23 protein-coding genes are annotated in these 22,626 nt (G+C 63.6%); 9 read left to right on the plus strand and 14 right to left on the minus strand.

Annotated features, from left to right (window positions below):
• Positions 1 to 8 precede the first annotated feature (8 nt).
• Complete coding sequence (hemH, locus tag EV664_RS15605; RefSeq protein WP_133496648.1) at positions 9 to 1,013, minus strand: ferrochelatase; 1,005 nt, start codon at positions 1,011 to 1,013, stop codon at positions 9 to 11.
• A complete protein-coding gene (locus tag EV664_RS15610; protein ID WP_133496649.1) occupies positions 1,010 to 3,259 on the minus strand; it encodes a xanthine dehydrogenase family protein molybdopterin-binding subunit in 2,250 nt (749 codons plus the stop codon). The genes hemH and EV664_RS15610 overlap by 4 nt, the downstream gene beginning before the upstream one ends.
• Positions 3,260 to 3,399: 140 nt before the next feature.
• Between EV664_RS15610 and lgt the strand changes: the two genes are divergently transcribed.
• The 5 genes from lgt to EV664_RS15635 all read left to right on the plus strand — a co-directional run bounded on the left by lgt (position 3,400) and on the right by EV664_RS15635 (position 8,100).
• Entirely contained in the window at positions 3,400 to 4,296 is an 897-nt protein-coding gene (gene lgt / locus EV664_RS15615; RefSeq protein ID WP_133496650.1) for a prolipoprotein diacylglyceryl transferase, read from the plus strand.
• 64 nt (positions 4,297 to 4,360) lie between these two features.
• A complete protein-coding gene (locus tag EV664_RS15620; RefSeq protein WP_133496651.1) occupies positions 4,361 to 5,419 on the plus strand; it encodes a class I SAM-dependent methyltransferase in 1,059 nt (352 codons plus the stop codon).
• On the plus strand, positions 5,419 to 5,925 hold the full coding sequence (locus tag EV664_RS15625) for a GNAT family N-acetyltransferase (protein WP_133496652.1): 507 nt from the start codon (positions 5,419 to 5,421) through the stop codon (positions 5,923 to 5,925). The genes EV664_RS15620 and EV664_RS15625 overlap by 1 nt, the downstream gene beginning before the upstream one ends.
• Before the next feature lie 35 nt (positions 5,926 to 5,960).
• Positions 5,961 to 6,686 carry a peptidoglycan editing factor PgeF gene (pgeF, locus tag EV664_RS15630; RefSeq protein WP_133496696.1) on the plus strand — a complete coding sequence of 242 codons (726 nt, stop codon included), beginning with the start codon at positions 5,961 to 5,963 and terminating at the stop codon, positions 6,684 to 6,686.
• Positions 6,687 to 6,789: 103 nt separating this feature from the next.
• Entirely contained in the window at positions 6,790 to 8,100 is a 1,311-nt protein-coding gene (locus EV664_RS15635; RefSeq protein WP_133496653.1) for a cystathionine gamma-synthase family protein, read from the plus strand.
• A 185-nt stretch (positions 8,101 to 8,285) separates the two neighbouring features.
• Here the strand turns inward: EV664_RS15635 and EV664_RS15640 are convergent, their stop codons facing one another.
• The 8 genes from EV664_RS15640 to EV664_RS15675 all read right to left on the minus strand — a co-directional run bounded on the left by EV664_RS15640 (position 8,286) and on the right by EV664_RS15675 (position 14,285).
• Positions 8,286 to 8,750, minus strand: coding sequence for a hypothetical protein (locus EV664_RS15640; protein ID WP_133496654.1), 465 nt, complete (start codon positions 8,748 to 8,750; stop codon positions 8,286 to 8,288).
• A gap of 200 nt (positions 8,751 to 8,950) precedes the next feature.
• On the minus strand, positions 8,951 to 9,961 hold the full coding sequence (locus EV664_RS15645) for an asparaginase domain-containing protein (RefSeq protein ID WP_133496655.1): 1,011 nt from the start codon (positions 9,959 to 9,961) through the stop codon (positions 8,951 to 8,953).
• Positions 9,958 to 10,416 carry an OsmC family protein gene (locus EV664_RS15650; protein ID WP_133496656.1) on the minus strand — a complete coding sequence of 153 codons (459 nt, stop codon included), beginning with the start codon at positions 10,414 to 10,416 and terminating at the stop codon, positions 9,958 to 9,960. Before EV664_RS15650 ends, EV664_RS15645 begins: the two co-directional genes overlap by 4 nt.
• A gap of 9 nt (positions 10,417 to 10,425) precedes the next feature.
• Positions 10,426 to 11,181 (minus strand): 3'-5' exonuclease, encoded by a 756-nt coding sequence (locus EV664_RS15655; RefSeq protein WP_133496657.1) that lies wholly within the window; start codon positions 11,179 to 11,181, stop codon positions 10,426 to 10,428.
• A gap of 54 nt (positions 11,182 to 11,235) precedes the next feature.
• Positions 11,236 to 11,784 (minus strand): AAA family ATPase, encoded by a 549-nt coding sequence (locus EV664_RS15660; protein WP_133496658.1) that lies wholly within the window; start codon positions 11,782 to 11,784, stop codon positions 11,236 to 11,238.
• Complete coding sequence (pgmG, locus tag EV664_RS15665; protein ID WP_133496659.1) at positions 11,784 to 13,169, minus strand: phosphoglucomutase/phosphomannomutase PgmG; 1,386 nt, start codon at positions 13,167 to 13,169, stop codon at positions 11,784 to 11,786. The genes EV664_RS15660 and pgmG overlap by 1 nt, the downstream gene beginning before the upstream one ends.
• Before the next feature lie 53 nt (positions 13,170 to 13,222).
• Positions 13,223 to 13,489, minus strand: coding sequence for a J domain-containing protein (locus tag EV664_RS15670; protein WP_133496660.1), 267 nt, complete (start codon positions 13,487 to 13,489; stop codon positions 13,223 to 13,225).
• Between the two features lies 1 nt (position 13,490).
• On the minus strand, positions 13,491 to 14,285 hold the full coding sequence (locus EV664_RS15675; RefSeq protein ID WP_229668295.1) for a division plane positioning ATPase MipZ: 795 nt from the start codon (positions 14,283 to 14,285) through the stop codon (positions 13,491 to 13,493).
• Positions 14,286 to 14,368: 83 nt separating this feature from the next.
• On the opposite strand from EV664_RS15675, the gene panC reads away from it, so the two are divergent.
• Together panC and EV664_RS15685 are read left to right on the plus strand one after the other, a co-directional pair.
• Positions 14,369 to 15,217, plus strand: a complete 849-nt coding sequence (gene panC, locus EV664_RS15680; protein ID WP_133496662.1) for a pantoate--beta-alanine ligase — start codon at positions 14,369 to 14,371, stop codon at positions 15,215 to 15,217.
• 119 nt (positions 15,218 to 15,336) lie between these two features.
• Entirely contained in the window at positions 15,337 to 15,627 is a 291-nt protein-coding gene (locus EV664_RS15685; protein ID WP_133496663.1) for an SEL1-like repeat protein, read from the plus strand.
• 238 nt (positions 15,628 to 15,865) lie between these two features.
• Here the strand turns inward: EV664_RS15685 and topA are convergent, their stop codons facing one another.
• A complete protein-coding gene (gene topA, locus EV664_RS15690) occupies positions 15,866 to 18,412 on the minus strand; it encodes a type I DNA topoisomerase (protein WP_133496664.1) in 2,547 nt (848 codons plus the stop codon).
• Between the two features lie 111 nt (positions 18,413 to 18,523).
• Complete coding sequence (locus tag EV664_RS15695; RefSeq protein ID WP_133496665.1) at positions 18,524 to 19,039, minus strand: hypothetical protein; 516 nt, start codon at positions 19,037 to 19,039, stop codon at positions 18,524 to 18,526.
• 67 nt (positions 19,040 to 19,106) lie between these two features.
• On the opposite strand from EV664_RS15695, the gene EV664_RS15700 reads away from it, so the two are divergent.
• Together EV664_RS15700 and EV664_RS15705 are read left to right on the plus strand one after the other, a co-directional pair.
• Entirely contained in the window at positions 19,107 to 19,805 is a 699-nt protein-coding gene (locus tag EV664_RS15700; protein ID WP_229668294.1) for a DUF4396 domain-containing protein, read from the plus strand.
• Positions 19,802 to 20,851, plus strand: a complete 1,050-nt coding sequence (locus EV664_RS15705; protein WP_133496666.1) for an NAD(P)H-dependent flavin oxidoreductase — start codon at positions 19,802 to 19,804, stop codon at positions 20,849 to 20,851. Before EV664_RS15700 ends, EV664_RS15705 begins: the two co-directional genes overlap by 4 nt.
• Here the strand turns inward: EV664_RS15705 and dprA are convergent.
• Together dprA and plsY are read right to left on the minus strand one after the other, a co-directional pair.
• Complete coding sequence (gene dprA, locus EV664_RS15710) at positions 20,837 to 21,943, minus strand: DNA-processing protein DprA (protein ID WP_133496667.1); 1,107 nt, start codon at positions 21,941 to 21,943, stop codon at positions 20,837 to 20,839. The genes EV664_RS15705 and dprA overlap by 15 nt on opposite strands.
• Entirely contained in the window at positions 21,940 to 22,542 is a 603-nt protein-coding gene (gene plsY / locus EV664_RS15715; protein ID WP_229668299.1) for a glycerol-3-phosphate 1-O-acyltransferase PlsY, read from the minus strand. Before plsY ends, dprA begins: the two co-directional genes overlap by 4 nt.
• Positions 22,543 to 22,626 lie beyond the last annotated feature (84 nt).

Raw genomic sequence — 22,626 nt, forward strand, 5'->3', positions numbered from 1 at the left:
CCAAAAGGCTAGGCGTCGCTCGCCCAGCCTGCAAGTTCCCGCATAAGGATCGTGCGCAGCATTTCCACCCCGCCTTTGTCCGCGTTGAGACAGGGAAGCGCCGCGAAATGGGTACCGCCGCTTTCGATAAAGGTCTCGCGCCCGCGGATCGCGATTTCCTCCAGCGTTTCGACGCAGTCCGCCGAAAAGCCGGGCGTTACCACCGCGACCTTGCGAATCCCGCGCCCCGGCATCGCGGCCAACACGGTGTCGGTCGCCGGCCCCAGCCATTTCGCGCGCCCGAATCGCGACTGGAACGCGATTTCGAGGTCGCGGCCCAGCGCATCGCGCAGCAGCCGCGCGGTCTTCTGACAATGGCAATGATAAGGATCGCCAAGCTCCAGCGTACGCTGCGGCATGCCGTGAAAGCTCGCCAATATCGTGTCGGGTTCGAAATCGAGCACGGCAAGGCTCGCTTCAACCGACTGTTTCAGCGCGTCGATATAGGCCGGATCGTCATGATAAGGCGGCAGCGTGCGCAGCGCGGGCTGCCAGCGCATCGCGGCAAGCGCGGCAAAGGCGGCATCGTTCGCAGTCGCGGTCGTCGCCGCGCAATATTGCGGATAGAGCGGCGCGAACAGGATGCGCTCGCACCCCGCCGCCTTCATCGCGGCGATCCGCTCGGCGATCGCGGGCCTGCCGTATCGCATCGCCCAGTCGACCATCACGCCCGGCCCGAACGCATTCTTAAGCGCCAGTGCCTGCGCGCGGGTGATCGCGGCGAGCGGCGATCCGTCCTCGCGCCATACCTGTTTATACGCTTCCGCCGATTTCGCCGGACGGGTGCGCAGGATGATGCCACGCAGGATCGGCTGCCAGGCGATGGCGGGCAGTTCGACGACGCGCCGGTCGGAGAGAAATTCGGCAAGATAGCGGCGGACCGCCCCCGCTTCGGGCGCATCGGGCGTGCCGAGATTGGTGAGCAGAACGCCGATCTTCGACGCCGGGATATCGGGATGATCTTCGGGCTTCATGGGTTCTCCTCCGCCATCAGCGGCAATCGCCGGAACCGGATTCCGGTCGCTGCCTGCAACGCGTTGGCGATCGCCGGCGCGACCGGCGGCACGGCGATTTCGCCGACTCCGCCCGGATCTGCATCGCTGGCGATCAGTTCGATGGTGATTTCGGGCATATCGGCAAGGCGCGGCAGGCCGATATCGCTGAACCTTCGCGCATCGGCGAGATTTTCGGTAAAGCCGGTGCTGCACCCAAGTGCTGCGGCCATGCCGAAGACGAGCCCGCCCTCGATCTGCTGCCGGGCGATATCCGGATTGATCTGCCGCCCGCAATCGACCGCGGCGACCAGCCGGGCGACCTTGATTTCGCCGCTCTCCATCGTCGCTTCGGCCAGCACCGCGATATAGGAACCGCGAAATGCGTGGCAGGCAATTCCCTGTCCGCTGCCCGGCACCCCGCCCTGCCATCCGCCGAGCGAGGCGACGGTCGACAGGCACCGGGCGAGCCGCGGCTCGCCGCCCAGCATCGAGATGCGAAAGCTATGCGCCTCGATCCCGGCGACATGCGCCAGTTCATCGATAAAGCTTTCGGTGAAGAAACAGCTATAGCTATGCGCCCCCGATCGCCATTCGCCGACCGGCACACCGATCTCCGCCGGATGGTGATCGACCGCATAATTGGGGATGGCATAGATCGGTTCAGCGCCCTCGACCGCCGAAGCATCGCCTACTCCCCCGCCCGGCAACGAGAGCGACAGCGATGCAGCAAGGTCGCCGCCCAATAGCCGCCCGGTCAGTTCATGCCCGACCGAGGGCGCCGCGATCTTCGCGAGCCAGCCGGCAACCGCACCGTTCGGGCTGAGCCGCGCGCTGAGCCGCGCACGCGCTGCAGGGCGATAGCGGTCATGCAGGAAATCCTCAGCACGCGACCAGGTGAGTTGCACCGGCTTGCCCACTTCTTTGGTGAGCAGTGCCGCCTGTTGGGCGACCAGGCTCTCCAGCTTCGCGCCGAACGATCCCCCTGCCATCATCGGATGGATCGTCACCGAATTTTCCGAAATCCCCGCCACCCGCGCCGCTGCCGACCGGGCAAGCCCCGGCGCCTGTGTGGGCATCCAGATGCTGAGATGGCCGTTGGCGAGATAGGCGGTCGCGGTCATCGGCTCGATCGCGGCGTGGAGGGCAAGCCCGACCTGATATTCGGCGGCGACGATGTCGGCGCCCGAAAAGACCGGGGAAAGATCGCCCGCTTTTGCGATCCGCTGCCCCTCTCCGTCCAGCGCGGTGCCGAGCGCGGCATCGATCGAATCGCTGTCCACGATCGCGCCGCGCGTTTCGAACCGCGGGGCAAGCGCGTCGAGCGCGCGATTGGCCGCCCACCAGTTGTTCGCGACTGCCGCGACCCAGCGCGGATTGGTGACGACCTGACGCACCCCGGCGATTGCATCAGCGGCTTCCCGATCGACATCGATCAGGCGGGTATCGCCGACCGGCCCCTGCCGGATCGCGGCGAACATCATGCCGGGCAGGCGGATATCGCCCGCAAAATTGGCCGAGCCGTCGACCTTTGCCGGGACATCGCTGCGCGGCACGCTGCTGCCCGAAAGCCCGGTGCCGCCGGGATTGCGCAAGGGGATTTCGCGCGGCAGCGATTCGTCCGCCGCTGCCTCTGCCAGTTCGGCGAAGCGCAGCCGGTCCTTGCCGTGCACGACAAAGCCCTCGGCAGTGTCGCACGATCGCCAGTCGACGCCCCAGCGCCGCGCCGCCGCCTTGCACAACAATATGCGCACCCCCGCCCCTGCCTTGCGCAGATCGCCCTCGAATGCGCGGACCGACGTCGATCCGGCGGTCAGCATCAGCGCGCTGCGCTGCGCATGGCGTTCGACCAGATTGTCGGGCAAGCGGGCGAACGCATCGCGAAACAGGATTCGCGCCGCCATCGGATTGGCGTACAATGCATTGAGCGGCGCGGGCTGCACTGCGACCGTGCGCCAGTCGGCACCCATTTCGTCCGCCGCGATCTGCGGCAGCGCGGTATAGACTCCCTGTCCCAGCTCGGCCTGCGGCACCGCGATCGTCACTTCGCCGTCGCGGGCGATCTTGATCCACGCGCCGAATATCTGTTCGCCCGGCCCGGCGGTCAGGTTCGACACATAATCGCGCGGCCAGAGCGCATAAGCGAGAACCAGCCCCACCCCGGCCCCGCCGCCGATCAGCAGCCTGCGCCGGGTGATCCCGCGCGTTCGATCATCGTCTTGCGCCATGCCCACGCATCTAACCGGGCGAATGATGCAGCGCCAGTACCGGCGGACCAGCATTCGTTCGTCGCAGTCCGGAAACGGCTTGGGTTATCGACGCGATGCCTCTATTGGACAGAGCGAACCTGCCGGGAGCTTGAAAAGCCGTGATCCTTTCGGAGGTCGCAGCCAGCGGCCAGTATCTCCATTTCACCTCGTTGCACCTCGACCGCGACGTATTCGACATCACGCTGTTCGGGCATCAGTTGGGGCTGAAATGGTATTCGCTTGCGTATATCGCGGGCATTCTGATCGGCTGGTGGTATCTGCTGAAGCTGCTGGCCCAGCCCGGCGCTCCGATGGCGCGGCGCCATGCCGACGATCTGGTCTTTTACGCCACCATCGGCATCATCGCGGGCGGGCGGATCGGCTATGTGCTGTTCTACGCCCCCGAAATGCTGGCACGGCCACTGCGCGTGCTTGCGCTTTGGGACGGCGGCATGTCGTTTCACGGCGGCGCGATCGGCACCAGCCTTGCCATGTTCTATCTCGCCCGGCGCTATCGGCTCGACTGGATGCGGGTGCATGATTATGTCGCGTGCTGCGTTCCTTTCGGCCTGTTCTTCGGACGCCTTGCCAATTTCGTGAACGGCGAGCTTTGGGGACGCCCCACCACCGTTCCCTGGGCAATCGTGTTCCCGCACACCGTGCCCGGCGGCTTCGACCCGCCGCGCCATCCCAGCCAGCTTTACGAAGCGGGGCTTGAGGGCATCGTTCTCGGCCTCATCCTCTGGTTCTTCTTCTGGAAGACGCGGGCGCGCTATCAGCCGGGCAAGCTGGTCGGCATCTTCCTGCTCGGCTATGGCTGTGCCCGCTATTTCGTCGAATTTTTCCGCGAAGCCGATATCCAGTATCTCAACAACCCCATTCTCGGCACGCCGGGGCTGCATATGGGGCAGTTGCTGACCTTCCCGATGATATTGGGCGGCATCTATCTGATCGCGACGGCGAAAGGACGAGAGGGGCGGCGCAAACCGTTTGTCGACGAACAACCTGCCGCCTGAGCGTCGCCAAAAATTCCGGGCATAGGCGTCGCGAGGCGGAGCCAAAGCCGTTAAAGGCCGTGGCATGACCGATTCCAGCGCCACCGAACCGATGCTCGCCGAACGGCTGGCCCGCGCGATCACGCTTGCCGGGCCGATCCCCGTGTCGCAATTCATGGGCGCGGCGAACCACCATTATTACGCCACGCGCGACCCGCTGGGCAGCGCGGGCGATTTCACCACCGCGCCCGAAATCAGTCAGATGTTCGGCGAACTGATCGGGCTGGGCCTGACCGATCTGTGGCATCGGGCCGGACAGCCCCCCGCCCGCTATCTGGAATATGGGCCGGGTCGCGGCACGCTCGCTGCTGATGCGCTGCGCGCGATGAAGACGGTCGGCCTCACCCCGCCCGTCCATTTCATCGAAACCAGCCCGGTATTGCGCGAGGCGCAGGCAAAGGCGGTGCCGGACGCCGAATGGAATGTCGATCTGATCGGCGTGCCGGAGGACGGCGCGCTGCTGGTCGTCGCCAATGAATTTTTCGACGCCCTGCCGGTGCGGCAACTGGTCAAGACGAACGAGGGCTGGCGCGAACGACTGATCGCCTGTCAGGACACGCTGTTCCTCCCCATCGCGGGCGGCAGCAATTTCGATCAGATCATCCCGCCGCATCTGCGCGGGGCGGAAAACGGGTCGATCCTCGAAACCTCGCCCGCCGGCGTCGCGGTGATGCGCGCGCTCGCAAAGCGGATCGTGGCGCAGGGCGGCGCTGCGATCATCATCGATTACGGCTATGAAGGCCCGGCGATCGGCGACACGCTGCAGGCGGTGAAGGGCCATGAATATGCCAATCCCTTCGATGCCCCCGGCGAGCAGGACCTGACCGCCCATGTCGATTTCGCGACCCTGGCAGAGGCGGCGCGCGCCGAAGATGCGGTCATGCACGGCCCGGTGACGCAGGCCGATCTGCTGCGTGCACTCGGCATCGAAGCACGTGCCGAGGCGCTGGCCACGGCAGCACCCGAACGCGCGGGGTCGATCCGGGCCGACCGCGACCGCCTGATCGGTGCGCAGGCAATGGGGCATCTGTTCAAGGCGATCTGCATCACCGCGCCGGGCTGGCCCGTGCCGGCAGGCTTTTGATGATCGACTATCGCGATGCGGTGCTCGATGACGGGCCGGAACTGTCGCGGCTCGCCGCGCGCAGCTTCACCGAAACCTTCGGCACGCTCTATCCCGCGTCCGACCTTAACGCATTCCTGACCGAGACGTTCGGCCGCGGCCTGCCCTCGCATCTGCGCGATCCCGCCTATCGCGTCCGCCTCGCCATCGAGGAAGGGAGCATGGTCGGCTTTGCCAAGATCGGGCCGGTGCTGTTTCCCGGCGACTGGGGCGCGACTACGATCGAATTGCACCAGCTCTATGTGCTCGGCGGCTGGCAGGGCGAAGGCGTCGGCCCCGCGCTGATGGAGTGGGCGATCGATAGCGCGCGCGATGCGGGCAAGGACCGGATGGTGCTGAGCGTCTATGTCGACAATATCCGCGCCCAGCGTTTTTACGCCCGCTATGGCTTTGAAGAGATTGGTGCCTATGAATTTCGGGTCGGGGAAACCATTGATGACGACCGCATCTGGAGCCTGTCGCTGTGAATAGTGATGTAGAGGTTATTCGCGCCGGTGCATTAATGGGCGTCACGCACGGCTTTCTGGGGCGGCGCGGCGGCGTTTCGACCGGCGTTCATGCGGGACTGAATGTCGGCAAGGGGTCGAAGGATGATGCAGAGGCGGTCGAGCGCAACCGCCGGATCGCGACCGATGCGGTATTACCGGGCGCGACGCTGATTACCGCCTATCAGATTCATTCGGCCGATGCCGTGACGCTGCGCGGCGATGCAGACCCCGCCTTTCGTCCGGAGGCCGATGCGCTGGTCACCGACCGGCCCGGTCTGGCGCTTGGCATTCTGACCGCCGATTGCGCTCCGGTGCTGCTCGCCGATCGCAAGGCGGGCGTCGTCGCCGCCGCCCATGCCGGATGGAAGGGCGCGCTTGCCGGGATCACCGATTCGACGCTGTTTGCGATGGAGGCGCTCGGTGCCCGGCGCGAGCATATCCACGCGGCGATCGGGCCGTGCATCGCGCGGGCAAGCTATGAGGTGGACGAAGCGTTCGTCGCGCGCTTCACCGATGATGATCCGGAAAATGAGCGCTTCTTTTCCGCCGGAAAACCCGGCCATGCGCAGTTCGATCTGGAAGGTTATGTCGCCGCGCGGCTGGCCGCGGCTGGTGTCGGACGGGTCGATGCGCTGGGGCTGGATACCTATGCCGATCCCGACCGTTTCTTCTCCTATCGCCGCGCGACCCATCAGCGCGAACCGGATTACGGACGGCAAATCGCGATCATCGGGCTATAAGGCGCAACGCTGCGCTGGCGGCAACTGGTTTCGCTTGTTACGACCTTCCGCAATCGGCTTCGCGAAGATGGATCGCGCGCCACCCAATTGCAGGAGAGTATCCATGACGAAGGAAACCGAAGCCGACATGACCGGCATCACGCCGCGCCGCCGGCCCAAGCCCGATGTCGAGGAAATCGGCGGTCGCAAGCTGAAGCCATCGACGCTGATGATGGGCCACGGCTTTGACCCCGCTTTGTCCGAAGGATCGCTGAAACAGCCGATCTTCGCCACCTCGACCTTCGTTTTTCCCAATGCGGCTGCGGGCAAGCGTCACTTCGAAGGGATTACCGGAAAGCGGCCCGGCGGTGCAGAAGGGCTGGTCTATTCGCGCTTCAACGGTCCCAATCAGGAGATTCTGGAGGATCGTCTGGGCGTGTGGGAAGATGCCGAGGAGGCGCTCGCCTTCTCCTCCGGCATGTCGGCGATCGCGACGCTCTTCCTCGCCTTTTGCAGCCCCGGCGACACGATCATCCATTCCGGCCCGCTTTATGCCGCGACCGAAACGCTGATCGCGCGCATTCTGGGCAAATTCGGGGTGAAGTTCCTCGACTTCCCCGCCGATGCGAGCCCCGAAGAGATTGAGGCAGTGCTGCGCAAGGCCGGCGACAGCCGGGTCGCGATGATTTATCTCGAAAGCCCGGCCAATCCGACCAATGCGCTGGTCGATATCGAAGCGGTGGCGCGGCTTCGCGACGAAGTGTTCGCCGATGCCGAGGAAAAACCGCCGATCGCGATCGACAACACCTTCCTCGGACCGCTCTGGCAGAAGCCGCTGCTCCATGGTGCCGATATGGTGGTGTACAGCCTGACCAAATATGCGGGCGGCCATTCGGATCTGGTCGCGGGCGGTGTGCTCGGCACGCGCAAGCATATGGACGTGGTCCGCGCGATGCGGAACACGATCGGCACGATCTGCGATCCCAATACCGCATGGATGCTGTGCCGCAGCCTCGAAACGCTCGAACTGCGCATGAGCCGCGCGGGCGAAAATGCGGCGAAGGTGTGCGAATTCCTGAAGGATCATCCGAAGGTCGAAAAGGTCGGCTATCTCGGCTTTCTGAAGGATGATGCGCAGTATGACATCTACGAGCGCCATTGTTCGGGCGCGGGTTCGACCTTCTCGCTCTACCTGAAGGGCGGCGAGCGAGAGAGCTTCGCGTTTCTCGACGCGCTGCGGATCGCGAAGCTGGCGGTCAGCCTTGGCGGCACCGAAACATTGGCCAGCTGCCCGGCTGCGATGACGCATATCTCGGTGCCCGACGAGCGTAAAAAGGCGCTGCGCATCACCGATAATCTGGTGCGCATTTCGGTCGGGGTGGAGGATGCCGACGACCTGATCGCCGACTTCGACGCCGCACTGAACGCGATTTAAGGCGCAAGGGGCGCGGGCAAAGCGCTCGCGTCCCTTTTCGATGCTCGACGGACATACGCCGAGGTTGATCGGATCGCCGAGCAGGACGCGTGGGGCGGGCGTAAAAGTCCAGAACTCAAAGAATGTCCGCTATCGGAAAGCGAGTAAGGCCGCTTGAATTTCCGAGATTGGGCGGAAATCGAACGTTAGGAACAGCCCAGATTTTCGACCGTCCTGTCCTGACGAATGATGAAGCGGCCGCATCCATACCCTGTTGCACCCGTTACTGTGGAAACGGTGTATGCCACTCCAGTGTGTAGTGGCTTGGGCGCGACCGACGGGGCACGCTGACCGGCCATGTCGGCTGGCACTCCTCCATTGTCATAGACGTGCGCTCGCCCCTTGAGCGTGTATCCGTAGGCGATGGGAAAATGGTTTTTGCAGCCGTCGTCATGTGAGATGGACTGCCTCAAGAATGTTCCCGTCCTCACCAAATCCTCGTCATCCCCCGAAGCAGCGGTGGCCCGCACCGAGTCGTCGTCCGCAGTAACCGACACTACACGAACACAGTCGGCAAACCACTGCGGATTGGCGTCGAAGATCAGTCGGCCATGCGACATGCTGACAGTGACATCATAGACATAGGAGCAGCTACACAGCATCAACGTCACGACGGGTAGGATAGCGGCTCGCATCATCGAGCACAGAATGCTGCTTATTGCGAATGTCCGCAATGGGGTCGATACGGGGCAGTCTGGATTTCATTTGTCAGGCAGGAAAAGCAGACGCTTCGGAATCTGCCCAAGCTGACTGACATTTTCCCCGGAACGGTGCCAAAATACCTCTCGGCTAAGCTCCCACAACCCCGTCCTCAAATCAGATAGGCGTCGAACGCAGCGAGCGTTTCGCGAGCGGACAGTCCCTGCCCCATGCCGATCAGCCCTGCGACCAGCAGCAGGTGGAGCGGCAGGTCGCGATAGACGGCGATGCCCGCTTCTGTCAGCCGCTTCGACCCGGCATAGGGGATGGGGACGTTGGGCGACGGCACCGAACATACGCCGATCATCAGGTCGGGCCGCCGCTCGTGCAACGCGACAAGAGAGCTTTCCGTGCGGGCCGAACTCGCCGTGCCGCTATGATAGCCCTCGACCAGCAGCAGGCCGCCCTGCGGCAGCGAATCATAGATCCGCATGTCGATGCCGGGAAATACCAGAGCCGCCGCGACCTTGCGCTTCGCCTGCGCCAATCCATCCGCCGTAATGTCGCGAGGGATGCTGTCCCATGCGATCCGGGTGAAGAGCGAGCTGGCCTCCGCCACCGAATTGGTGACGTGCGGCAGATCGGCATAGACTTGTCGAAAATATGCCTCGTCAAAGCGCGGCGGCACGAGGTCCGTCGCCGGAATAACGCCCAGCCCGTCGCAATCCGCGTCGTAAAAGGCGGTATAGACGCCCGCCTTCAGCGTCGCCTCAGCGGCGGCGCGGAGCGCGGCGCGCAGATTGGCATCTGCGTCCGATGCCTCATGATTGGGCGGGTAAAAGGCCCCGGTCAGGCAGATTTTGACATCGCGCCCCTGAAACAACAGCGCCAGAAACGCCGCGCTGAAATGCAGCGTGTCGGTGCCATGCGTCAGGACGATCGAATCATGCCCGTCGACGATGCAGCGCTCTATACAATCAGCGAAGGTCATCCAGTCCTCCGCCTCGAACTCGCTCGATTCGCTGTTGGTGGCGGCGATGATGTCCGCCGCTACGCCGACTTCTGCCGCCATCGCGGTCAGCCGGCCGTGCAACACCGCGCTGCTATCGTCGATCGCAATCGCTTCGCTGCCGCGCAGTGACCCGATCGTGCCGCCGGTGGTGATAACCGCAACGCGCTTCATGCGTCCCGCTCAGCAAAGACGGTATGGACATGCAGCGTGCCGGTCAGCGTGCGGTGCACCGGGCATTTATCGGCGATCGAAAGCATCCGTTCGCGCTGCGCATCGGTCAGATCGCCTTCGATCATGATTCGGCGAAATATCGCCTCGATCTTCGCTTCCGGTCCCTCGCAATGGTCGCAATCCTTTGCATGGTTGCGGTCATGGCGCAGGCGGATCTGCACCGATTGCATCGGTATCCCCTCACGCTCTGCCACCATCTTCATCGTCATGACGGTGCAGGAGCCAAGCGCGGCGAGCAGCAGGTCATAGGGCCCCGGCCCGATATCACTGCCGCCGACCGACACCGGTTCATCGGCGACCCAGCGATGCGTGTGCGTGGAAAGTTCGGTCGCGAAGGTATCGAGGCCGCTTCGCGCCACGACCTCGCCCGGCGCGATGGAAGTATCGTCGATCATTACCCGCCCCTATAGCAGCAGCCAGTCCTCGGCAGAGCGGCCGACATAGCCGCCCTCGCCCCGCCGCTGCGCCTCCTGTTCGGCCGTATAGCGCACATCGGGATCGCGATCGTGCAGGAAACGGGCGAGCGATTCATCGTCGATCTCGTTCCATTCCTTACCCCGATCCGGGCCGACGCGAACGCGCGGGAGCAGACCGGGCAGGTTCGACCATTCGATCAGCTGCGCGATGCTCGCTTCGTTCAGCATGTCGCGCAAATGGTGTGCGGTGACATAAGCGTCGGGAAAGGCGCGATGCACCGGCAGGCCGCGTTCATGGATCAGCCCGTCGGGCCGCCGCCAGTAACGCAGCATCTGGTTGGAAAAGCTGGGCGAATCGGGCCAGAGCCGCATCGCGCACTTCCACGTGCAGATCCAGTCGGCGCCTCTGGTCAGCGGTGCCGTGCAGAATTGCTGCTCGAAATCGGCGCGGTGCGCTGCAAGCGCGACCCGGCGCGGCCAGGGATCAAGCACCTGCCGAGCGACATCATGCCAATAGGGCGCATCGGCGACCTGTTCGTCGAGAATATGGTGCACCGCCTGAGTCACTGGCGGGATGGGGCGTCCCGGATTGACGAGGATGCCGCCATGTTCGTCGGTCAGTTCCCAGCGCCCCGAGCTGCCGAGCGCCACGTCCTGCCAGCCGATTTCGCAAACGCCATGCGCCGGGGGAGCCGACCCGGTGGTTTCCAGGTCGATGACTCGAATGATACGGTCAGAAGCCATGCGCCCTAAGTGGCGGCTTGGCGCGACGATTGCCAGTCCTGTTTTCGCGAAAGGTTAAGCGAACAGCCGGTCGAGTACGAAATCGGCGCGGCCGGCTATATCGGTTTTGGGAAGTTCGACCAGCGTATAGCCAAGCGCGGGATAGGCGCGGGCAAGCCGGTCATATTCGCTCCGCGCCTCAGCGAAGCCATGCTGCCTTTGCGCATCGCTTTCGAACAGTTCGGGCCATGGCGGGGCGAAGAACACCTCACGCCGATACTGCCGCACCGGCCCCGGCAACGGCTCGATAGGGCTATCCGTCAGATGGCAGAAAAAAGCCGCAGCATCGACAAGCCCGCGATCGAAAAAGACCGGCCCGGATAATTTCGCAGCATAAGCGAAGTCCGCATGCGCCATTGCCATAGCGCGCCGGGCAAAGGCGAGCGGTTCGACCCATGGCAGCGCGTTTCCGCCATTTCGCTGCTCCTGCGCAACGATCCGCCGACCCGGCTCTTCGACAACCGAATGGCCGCGCCGCGCGAGTTCGGCGAGCAAGGTGGATTTCCCGCCGCCCGAACAGCCGGAAAGGACGACGAACCGGGGTTCGCCGTCCTCCCTTTGCATCAATGTGCGGCCTGCGGCCCGCGCTCTACGCCGCTCTTCGCAAGCTGATCGTCGATCTGCGCGACAAGGCGATCGAGCCCGTCGGCGCTTTTCGATTCGGCCCGCGCGACGAGCACATCCTGTGTGTTCGATGCACGCAGCAGCCACCAGCCGTCGTCGGTGTTCACCCGTGCGCCATCGGTGCGATTGACGTCCGAGCCGTCCGCTTCCAGCCGGTCGAGCACTTCATCGACGATCGCGAATTTGCGGCTCTCATCGACCTGAAAACGCATTTCCGGCGTGTTGATCATGTCGGGCATTTCGCTGCGAATCTGCGTCATCGATTTGCCGATCATATGCACTGCACGGATCAGCTGAACCGCAGCATATTGGGCATCGTCAAAGCCGTAATAATCATGCGCGAAGAAGATATGGCCGCTCATTTCGCCAGCCAGAGGCGCGCCCGTTTCCTTCATCTTCGTCTTGATAAGGCTGTGGCCGGTTTTCCACATCAGCGGTTCGCCGCCCAGTTCTGCAATCCGGTCGTAGAGCATCTGCGATGCCTTCACATCCGCAATGATCGTCGCACCGGGCACTTCGCGAAGCACAGGTACCGCCAGAATGGACAGAAGCTGATCGCCCCAGATTACGCGGCCTTCGCCGTCAATCGCGCCGATGCGGTCGCCATCACCGTCGAAAGCCAGTCCGAAATCGAGATTCTTCTCAGCGACGAGACGCTTCAGATCAGCGAGATTCGCCTCGTCAGTAGGATCGGGATGATGGTTGGGAAATTCGCCGTCCACTTCGGTGAAGAGAAGATGATGCTCACCCGGCAGGAGCTTGACCAGCTTCTCGATAACCGGGCCGGATGCGCCGTTGCCGCAGTCCCAGCCGATGCGATAGTCGCCTCCGGCATAGCCCGCCATCAGGCGACCGACATAATCGTCGATGATGTCGGCATCCTCGACCGTACCGGTTTCGCCGTCGTCCCAGTCGCCTTCCGCCGACATCGCACCGATTTTCTGAATATCCTCGCCGAAAAAGGCGCGGTGCTGAAATACCATCTTGAAGCCGTTATAATCGGCGGGATTATGGCTTCCGGTTACCTGAATGCCGCCATCGACCTCCAGCACCGCCTCGGCATAATATAGCATCGGGGTGGGGCCGAGCCCGACCCGGACCACATTGATCCCCGACTGACGCAGGCCGTCGACCAGCGCCGCCTCCATCTGCGGCGACGATGCGCGGCCGTCGCGGCCCACCGCGACGCGCGTGCCGCCCGCGCGGCGAATCAGCGTACCGAAGCTGCGGCCGATCGCATGGGCATCCTCCGCCGCGAGCGTTTTCCCGACAATGCCGCGAATATCATATTCCCGCAGCGTCGACGGGTCGAAACGATGTGTCACCTGGTGCCTCCTAAGCATGATGCCGGTGTCAAATCCCGGCATGTCGCGAAAGTTCAATCGGTTAGTTTGCCAATCAACAGATCGCGCGCGGCATTGATCCGGCGCGTTGCCTCTGCCGATCCACCCCGGTCGGGATGCACTTCGGCGATCAGACGGCGATGCGCGGCGCGGATTTCCTCGCGTCCGGCATTCGACCCCACTCCCAGGATATGGCGTGCCTTCGTTTCGTCGCCGGGCGGTCTCAGCCTTTCGGCCCTGCCCTTGCGCATCAACATCCACAAAGCCGCCACGATCAGCGCAACGAAAAGCAGCTTTGCCATATCAGTCGAACAGTCTGGCGGGCGGTTCGGGTAATGCAAGGCCGGCCATCATGTCGCGCAATTCCTGCCGCGCCGCGACATGGCTGAGGCCCATTGCGCCAAACTCCTTGGAATCCAGCATTGTCAGCCCCTTGGGGAATAATTCGCGATAGATGACCCGCTCCGAAAGTCCCGAAATGACACGAAAACCAACCCTTTTGGACAATTGGTCAATCGCATCGGACACACGCCGCATATTGCGCGCTTCGATATGCTGCATCCGGTTCCGCAGCACGACCCAATCGATCGCGCTGCCGTCCGCCTTTGCCCGGGTAGTGCGCGATTCCCAGATCAGTTCGGAATAGAAGCTGGGGCGCACGACCTTATAGCTGTCGGGATCGACCTGGCCGATCAGATCGAAATCGACGAAACTGTCGTTCATCGGCGTGACCAGCGTATCGGCATTGGTCACCGCGATCCGCCCGAAACGATCGTCGCGGCCCGGCGTGTCGATCACCAGATAATCAGCATCTGCGCCCAGTTCCTCCAGCATGTTCGAAAACAAGGCGAGGCTTTCGCCGTCATGGGTGCGATAGTCGGGCATGGGGAGCTTTCGCCCCGTTCGCCGTATCGTTTCGGCACGATTGTCGAGATAGCGGCCCAGTGTCCGCTGGCGATGGTCCAGGTCAAACGCAGAAACCCGCGCGCCCCGCGCGGCAAGCGCGATGGCGACATGCACCGCAGTCGTCGACTTGCCGGTGCCGCCCTTTTCATTGGCGAACACGATGACGTGCAACCGGTTCGATCCGTTGCCCAAAATACCGATATCCTCAGTTGATCCCCGCGAGCGCCCCTCATAGAAGACGCGCCTTCGATTTCCATATCCAAGGCCAGGTGCGCGTGCAAACCATCCGTCAGCTTCTCCAACTGCGCGAAACCATCGCGGCATGGCGCGCGGCCGGGCTGCGCGTCGCTCTGGTGCCCACCATGGGCGCGCTGCATGACGGCCATATGGCATTGGTCGATTCGGCAAAGCGCAATGCGGATCGAGTCGTCGTTTCGATCTTCGTCAATCCACGCCAGTTCGGCGAGGGCGAGGATCTGCAACGCTATCCCCGCCGCGAACAGGCCGATTCGCGGATGCTGACCGAAGCCGGCGCCGATCTGCTGTGGATGCCCGATGTCGACGCCATGTATCCGGACGGTTTCGACGCAAACATCCATATCGGAACGGTAAGCGAGGGCTATGAGGGGGCGCACCGCCCCGGCCATTTCGACGGTGTCGCTACCGTCGTCGCCAAATTGTTCAATCAGGTCCGCCCCGATGTCGCGCTGTTCGGCGAGAAGGATTATCAGCAGCTTGCCGTGATCCGCAAAATGGTGACCGATCTCGATTTCGGGATCGATATTGTCGGCGTACCGACTCAGCGAGAGGATGACGGCCTCGCGCTGTCATCGCGCAACATCTATCTGATCGACGAAGATCGTCAGGCGGCGGTCGCCCTGCCCCGCGCGCTGGGCGTCGCGGCACGCGACATTGCGCGCGGCGGCGATGTGGAAGCCGCACTCGCACAGGCACGCGAAACGCTCGAAAAAGCAGGGTTTGAGGTGGATTACGTCGATATCGTGCGCGAATCGACGCTTGGCCCCCATGATCCCGAAGCGCCATCCCGCCTGATCGCCGCCGCGAAGATCGCAGGCACGCGGCTCATCGACAATATCGTCGTGGAAATGGCGGATTCTCAATAGCTTGCTGTAGAATCCCGATAGGCATGTAGTAATCCTACGGTTAAAAAAATTAACCGCCCTTTGAACAGAGATGCCCCAATTCTGATCCTGCAAGTTGAGCAGGACCAGGGATGACTATCATGGGCACTAAGAACAACACGTTTCAGATCGACAGTCGGTTACAGCAGGCGGCACGCGGCGACAGCGAGGCATGGTTCGATCTGGGTATGGTATTTTCGACCGGTTCGGCGGGACTGGATGTCGATCTGATCGCGGCGCACAAATGGTTCAACCTCGCCGCGCTGAACGGCAATCTGCGCGCACAGGAATGCCGCGCGGAAATCGCCGATTTCATGAGCGCGGTGGAAATTTCGGAAGCGCAGAAGCAGGCACGCGCCTGGCTTCGCGAAACCGGAAACCGCCTGAATTAAAGCTTTGACGGAGCGGCGGCGCGGCAACCCGGTCCGGTGCCGCCGCTCCGACAGCACGGTCCGCCCCCGGAAGCGGGAACGGCAGGACTGTTGCAGAGGGAAAGAGGCGCAACTCACGGGTCAATTCGTCATCGCGAGAAGCGCAGCGACGAAGCGATCCAGTGGCACGCGTGACGCTCTGGATTGCCGCGCCCCTTCGGGGCTCGCAATGACAATCGCGCGATCAACGCGACCTGATTCACTCCTCAGCCGCCGCCTTCTTCTTCGCCGCAGGTTTCTTCTTGGCCGGAGCCTTTTTCTTCGGCGCCGCCTTTTTGGCGGTCTTCTTCTTCGCCGGGCCCTTCGCAGCCTTATCGTCGATCAGTTGCGCTGCTTCTTCCAGCGTCAGCGCATCCTTGTCGATCGTCTTGGGCAGCGTCGCATTGGTGGTGCCGTCGGTGACATAGGCGCCATAGCGCCCCTCCATCAGCTTCACCTCTTCGCCCGTACGCGGATGCGCACCGAAGACCTTTAGCGGCTCGCGGGCGGCACCGCGCGCACGCGGCCCCTTTTCGGCAGCCTCGGCCAGCTTCACGACAGCGGCGTTCATGCCCGTTTCGAACACTTCCTCGGTCGAGGACAGCCGCGCATATTTGCCGTCATGCTTCAGATAGGGGCCATAGCGCCCGATTGCCGCCTCGATCGGCTCGCCCGTTTCGGGGTGGTTGCCAATCGTGCGCGGCAGGCTGAGCAGCTTCAGCGCCCATTCCAGATCGAGTTCGCCGGGCAGATCCTTCGGGATCGACGCGCGCTTCGCCTCTTTGCCCTCACCCAGCTGGATATACGGGCCGAAGCGTCCGGTCTTGCGCTCGACCTCCAGGCCCGTCTCCGGATCCTTGCCCAGTCCTTCGGGGCCGGTATCTTCGGACGCGACACCCGGCTGTGCAAAGGCGCGGGTATATTTGCATTCGGGATAGTTGGAGCAGGCAACAAACGCCCCGAACTTGCCGCCGCGCAAAGCCAACCTGCCGTCCCCGCAATTGGGGCAGGCGCGCGGGTCCGACCCGTCGGCCTTGGGCGGGAAGAGGAAGGGTTCGAGGAACTGGTCGAGTTCCGCCGTCACTTCGGACGGTTTGAACTCCATGACCTCGCTGGTGCGCGGTTTGAAGTCGCGCCAGAACGCTTCCAGCACCGCCTGCCACGCCGCGCGTCCGCCCGACACATCGTCGAGTTCTTCCTCAAGCCCGGCGGTGAAATCGTAGCTGACATATTTTTCGAAAAAGCGCTCAAGGAACGCGGTCAGCAGCCGCCCGGTTTCTTCGGCGAAGAATCGGTTCTTCTCGGTCCGCACATAAGCGCGGTCCTTCAGCACCTGAATGATCGAGGCATAAGTGGACGGACGCCCGATGCCCAATTCCTCCAGCCGCTTGACCAGCGACGCTTCCGAAAAGCGCGGCGGCGGCTGGGTGAAATGCTGTTCGGCGCGCACGCCCTTCTTCGCGGGCGAATCGCCCTCGCGCAGCATCGGCAGACGGCGCGAATCCTCGTCGCCCTCATCGTCGCGGCCTTCCTCATACAGCGCGAGGAAGCCGGGGAAGAGCACGACCTGCCCGGTCGCACGCAGCGCGGTGCGGCCAGTCCCGTCCTCCATTTCGATCGTGGTGCGTTCGAGCCGCGCCGACGCCATCTGGCTGGCCAGCGCGCGCTTGAAAATCAGGTCGTACAGGCGGCCATGGTCGCCTGACCCGGCGCGGTCCTTTGAAAAGTCGGTGGGGCGAATCGCCTCATGCGCTTCCTGCGCGTTCTTCGCCTTGGTCTGATATTGGCGGGGCTTTTCGGGGACATAGCCGCCGTCATAGCGCGTCTGGATCGCCTTGCGGGCTTCGGCAATCGCACCGCCGTCCATCTGAACGCCATCAGTACGCATATACGTGATCGCGCCGTCCTCATACAGCGCCTGCGCGATCCGCATCGTGTGGCTTGCCGAAAAGCCGAGCTTGCGCGCCGCTTCCTGCTGCAGGGTCGAGGTGGTGAAAGGCGGCGGCGGGTTGCGCGTGCCGGGCTTGGTCTCGACCGATGCAACCGTGAAGCGGCCTTCCTCGACGGCAGCCTTTGCGCGCATCGCGGTCGCTTCATCGCCGATCGTCAGCCGGTCGATCTTGTCGCCTTCGAACCGCACGAGGCGCGCTTCGAAGCCGGTACCGTCCTGCTCCATATCGGCGGCAACCGACCAATATTCCTGCGCGATGAAGCTTTCGATCTCGCGCTCACGCTCGACCACCAGCCGCAGCGCGACCGACTGCACCCGGCCCGCTGATTTCGCACCCGGCAGCTTGCGCCACAGCACCGGCGACAGGGTGAAGCCGACCAGATAATCGAGCGCACGGCGCGCGCGATAGGCATCGATCAGATCGGTATCGAGCCCGCGCGGGGCCTGCATCGCGTCGGTGACCGCCTTTTTGGTGATCGCGTTGAAGGTGACGCGCTCAACCTCCTTGGGCAGCGCCTTCTTCTTCGCCAGCACTTCCTGCACATGCCACGAAATCGCCTCGCCCTCGCGATCAGGGTCAGTCGCGAGGATCAGTCGGTCGGCCTTTTTCGCCTCATCCGTGATCGCCTTTAGCTGCTTCGATTTGTCGGCATAGGTTTCCCACGACATTTCGAACCCGTGTTCGGGATCGACCGATCCGTCCTTGGGCGGCAGATCGCGGACATGGCCATAGCTCGCCAGAACGCGGTAATCCTTGCCGAGATATTTCTCGATGGTTTTCGCCTTTGCCGGCGATTCTACGATGACAAGCTGCATGGGGGTCTAAAACGGGTCCTTACGTGTGTGCGTACGAGGATGGGGAGCCTCCTAGCGCCTCGTCAAGTTCGGGGACAGCCGGATTGTTGGATTCGGTCCGTGAACCGCCGCTCACCCGAACGTGCAAAGGAAATAGCGTGGTTCGAGCGCGCTACAACCGTTCAGCGATCCGCCAGCCACCCGTTGAAACGTCCCGTAGGTCCATTTTTCCGGCGATTCGCCCTCGGTACGAATGATGGATGCGCCGCCGTCGGGAATACCCTGAACGACCGCAAACGCTGCGCTGCCAGCGCCGGCATATTGCGCGCGATGTTCGGACAACTGCGCCTTTGCCATCAGCCAAAGGCCCTGTTGTCGCAGCAGGGGCGCAAGCGCGAACGCGCCTAGGAGCGCAATCGGAACTGCAAGCGCGACGCGCAGACGGCGCCCGATGGTCCAGCTCTCGGTAAAAGCGTGATAGGCTCCAACGCACCCAAACGCGCCACCGAGCACCACCAGCATGGAAAGGAGCAATAAGCCGCCTACAAAAATTGTTTGATACAACCACCACCAGGTCAGCGCGACCACGCACAGGCCGGAAAATAATGCGATCGCCGCCCCTTCAAACATTGTCAGCCGCTTTGCCATAAACGCTCCGCATGTACCGTGGATCGGATCGATCGGCTGTACCGTTATCGATGCCGAGGAGGTTATATTGGCTGATTTTCCGGCATGGGTACACACGCTGTCGATCGTTTCGCTGGGCGTGGGCTTTCTCTGCGCAACCTATATCGCCGTCGATGAAATGCGATATCCGCAAAAAATGTGGATCATGAATCTGGTCTGGCCGCTGACCGCGCTGTTCGGCAGCGTCGTCTGGCTCGCTTTCTATCGCAGTTTCGGGCGCAATGACGGGACGCAGGACGATGATCCGCCGATGCCGATCGCAGTCGCCAAGGGTGCGTCGCATTGCGGGGCGGGATGTACGCTGGGCGATATCATCGTCGAATGGGCTGTCTTTGCGCTGCCCGGCATCGCGGTCTTCTTCGGCTGGCAGAGCCTGTTCGCGGAAAAGATTTTCGCGGCCTGGATTCCCGACTATCTGGTCGCCTTCGCGATCGGCATCGTGTTCCAGTATTTCACCATCGTCCCGATGCGCGGCCTCTCCTTCGGCAAAGGCATATGGGCAGCGATGAAGGCCGATACGCTGTCGATCACCAGCTGGCAGGTCGGCATGTACGGGCTGATGGCAATCGGTCAGTTTTTATGGTTCAAACCGGCCTATGGCGGGGTAGCGGAGGTGAACACCCCCGAATTCTGGTGGCTGATGCAGATTGCGATGCTCGCCGGATTTGCGACCGCTTATCCCACCAACTGGTGGCTGATCCGTTTGGGGTTGAAGGAGAAGATGTGACTCTGCTCGAGCGAATCGGCCTCACCGCACCGATTTTTCAGGCGCCGATGGCGGGGGTGGCGACCCCTGCCCTCGCCGCTGCGGTGAGCGAGGCAGGCGGCCTTGGTGCGCTCGGCCTTGGTGCAAGCGATTCTGAGGCCGCGCGTGCGATGATCGAGGAAACGCGAGCGCGCACCGATCGCGCCTTCCACGTCAATCTGTTCGTCCACGCGACACCACCAACCGATGCGGCGCGCGAAGCGGCATGGCTGGCCGCGCTCGCCCCGGCCTTTGCCGAAGCGAGTGCCGAGCCGCCTGAAGCGCTGACCAGCCCCTATACCAGCCTCGCCGAAGACAATGCGGTGCTCGCCATGCTGTGCGAGGAGCGCCCGGCGGTGGTGAGCTTCCATTTCGGCCTGCCCGAACCCTCGCACGCGGCCGCACTTCGCGAAGCGGGCTGCCTCCTGCTGGCGAGCGTCACCAGTCCGGCAGAGGCGCTCGCCGCCGAACGCGCCGGCATGGATGCAGTGATTGCGCAGGGCTATGAAGCGGGCGGCCATCGCGGCATGTTCGATCCCGATGCACCCGATGACCGGCTCAGCACGATGGCGCTGACCCGGCTGCTCGTACGCCGCTCGACACTCCCGGTGATTGCGGCGGGCGGCATCATGGACGGCGCAGGCATCGCCGCCGCTTTGTCGCTGGGCGCGGTCGCGGCGCAGCTCGGCACCGCCTTTGTCGCATGTCCCGAAAGCGCTGCGGATGCCGGCTATCGCGCTGCTCTGGCCGGCGCGGCTGCGGATCACACGATCATGACGCGCGCGATTTCGGGGCGACCCGCCCGCTGCCTCGCCAATCGCTTCACCCGGCTGGGCGAAACACTGCCGGTCCCTGTCCCCGATTATCCGCGGGCATATCACGCCGGGAAGGCGCTCAACGCCGCGCATAAGGCCGCCGGAGAGCCGGGCTATGGCGCGCAATGGGCCGGGCAAGGCGCACCGCTTGCCCGCGCGCTTCCCGCCCCCGAATTAATGACACTGCTGATCGACGAGTTAAAAGCCGTCTGAACCGGGGATCAGGCTTACCCGCCCGCCTGCATGGCGTTCCAGCCGCCCGGCCAGTTCGAGTTCGAGCAGCACGGTCTGCACCACCGCCGGAACCTCACCCGACTGGCGGATCAGCTCGTCGATCGCGACCGGCACAGGACCCAGCAGGGCAGTGATCGAACGGCGTTCGGCATCGCCCGCATCCGACGCGACGGGAGCGCCGCCGAACCGGGCGGCGGGCGAGCGAACCGAGCGCGGATCGATCGGGCGGATCATTTCCATGATATCTTCGGCCGACTGCACCAGCGTCGCGCCGTCGCGGATCAGCAGATTGCATCCCTGCGCGCGCGGGTCGAGCGGGCTGCCGGGCACCGCCATCACCTCGCGCCCCGCTTCCCCGGCGAGCCGGGCGGTAATCAGCGATCCCGATTTGGGCACCGCTTCGACCACCACCGTACCTTGCGCCAGTCCGGCGATGATCCGGTTGCGATAGGGAAAATGGCGTGCGCGCGGATCGGTGCCCGGCGGCTGTTCGGCGATCAGCAGGCCGCGATTCGCGACCGCTTCCTGAAGACGCGCATTTTCAGGCGGAAAGGCAATGTCGATGCCGCTGGCGATGACCCCGATCGTCCCGCCCTCGATCGACCCGATATGCGCCTGTGTATCGATCCCGCGCGCAAGCCCCGAAACCACACTCACCCCCATGCCCGACAAATTCTGCGCCAGAATTCGCGCGAATCGACAGGCGGCGGCGGAGGCATTGCGCGCGCCGACCATTGCGACGCAGGGGCGCTCAGCCAGCGACAGGTCGCCGCGAAGGATAAGCGCGGGCGGGGCATTGTCGAGTTCGGCGAGCAGCGGCGGATAATCGGGATCGTCGAGAAAGAGATAGCGCGCCCCGAGCCGCTCGACCGCCGCGATTTCGCGCTCGATCGCGCGCTCCTCGGCAATGACCGGCGCACGCCCGCCACCGCGCCGGGCGAGGTCGGGCAGCGCGTCGAGCGCGCCCTGCGCATCGCCGAACCGGGCGACGAGCTGAACATAGGAGACGGGGCCGATATTGGCCGATCGGATCAGGCGAAGCCGCGCGAAGCGGCGCTCCGCCTCGCTCATCGCGTCCCGCCGATTCGCGGCTCCTCGCCCGCAATCAGCCGTTCGATATTGGTGCGATGCTTCCACAGCGTCAGCAATGCGAGCGCAAGGAACAGCAGCACCAGATCGAACCGGCCGAACCATGCCGCGCTGACCGGCGTGCTGAGCGCCGCCGTCATTCCCGCCATCGAGGAGATGCGCAATGTCGCGAGCAGGCCGAGCCAGATCACCGCATAGACCAGCGCACAGGGCCAATAGAGCGCGAGCGCAATGCCCATCAGCGTCGCAACGCCCTTTCCGCCGCGAAATTTCAGCCAGATGGGATAGCAATGGCCCAGAAACGCAGCCGCGGCCGCGAGCAGTTCGTTGCCCGGAAAGACAAGGCTGGTGAGATACACCGCCGCCCATCCCTTTGCGACATCAAGCAGCAGCGTCGCTGCGGCCAGCCCCTTACGCCCGGTGCGCAGCACGTTGGTCGCGCCGATATTGCCCGAACCGATACTGCGCAGGTCGCCCCCGCCCGCCATCGCGGTGAGGATCATGCCGAACGGGATCGCGCCGAGCAGATAGCCCAGCAACAACGCACCCGCAGGCGATAGCCAGATGATTTCGGTCTGCACAATCCTCCCCTTGTAAGTCGCCTGATAGGCCGTCAATTGCGGAGCAGCAACAACCTCGATCATGTTTTGTGCCGCTTGACGCAG

Source organism: Stakelama pacifica (genome assembly GCF_004361835.1).
Classification (GTDB): domain Bacteria; phylum Pseudomonadota; class Alphaproteobacteria; order Sphingomonadales; family Sphingomonadaceae; genus Sphingomonas; species Sphingomonas pacifica.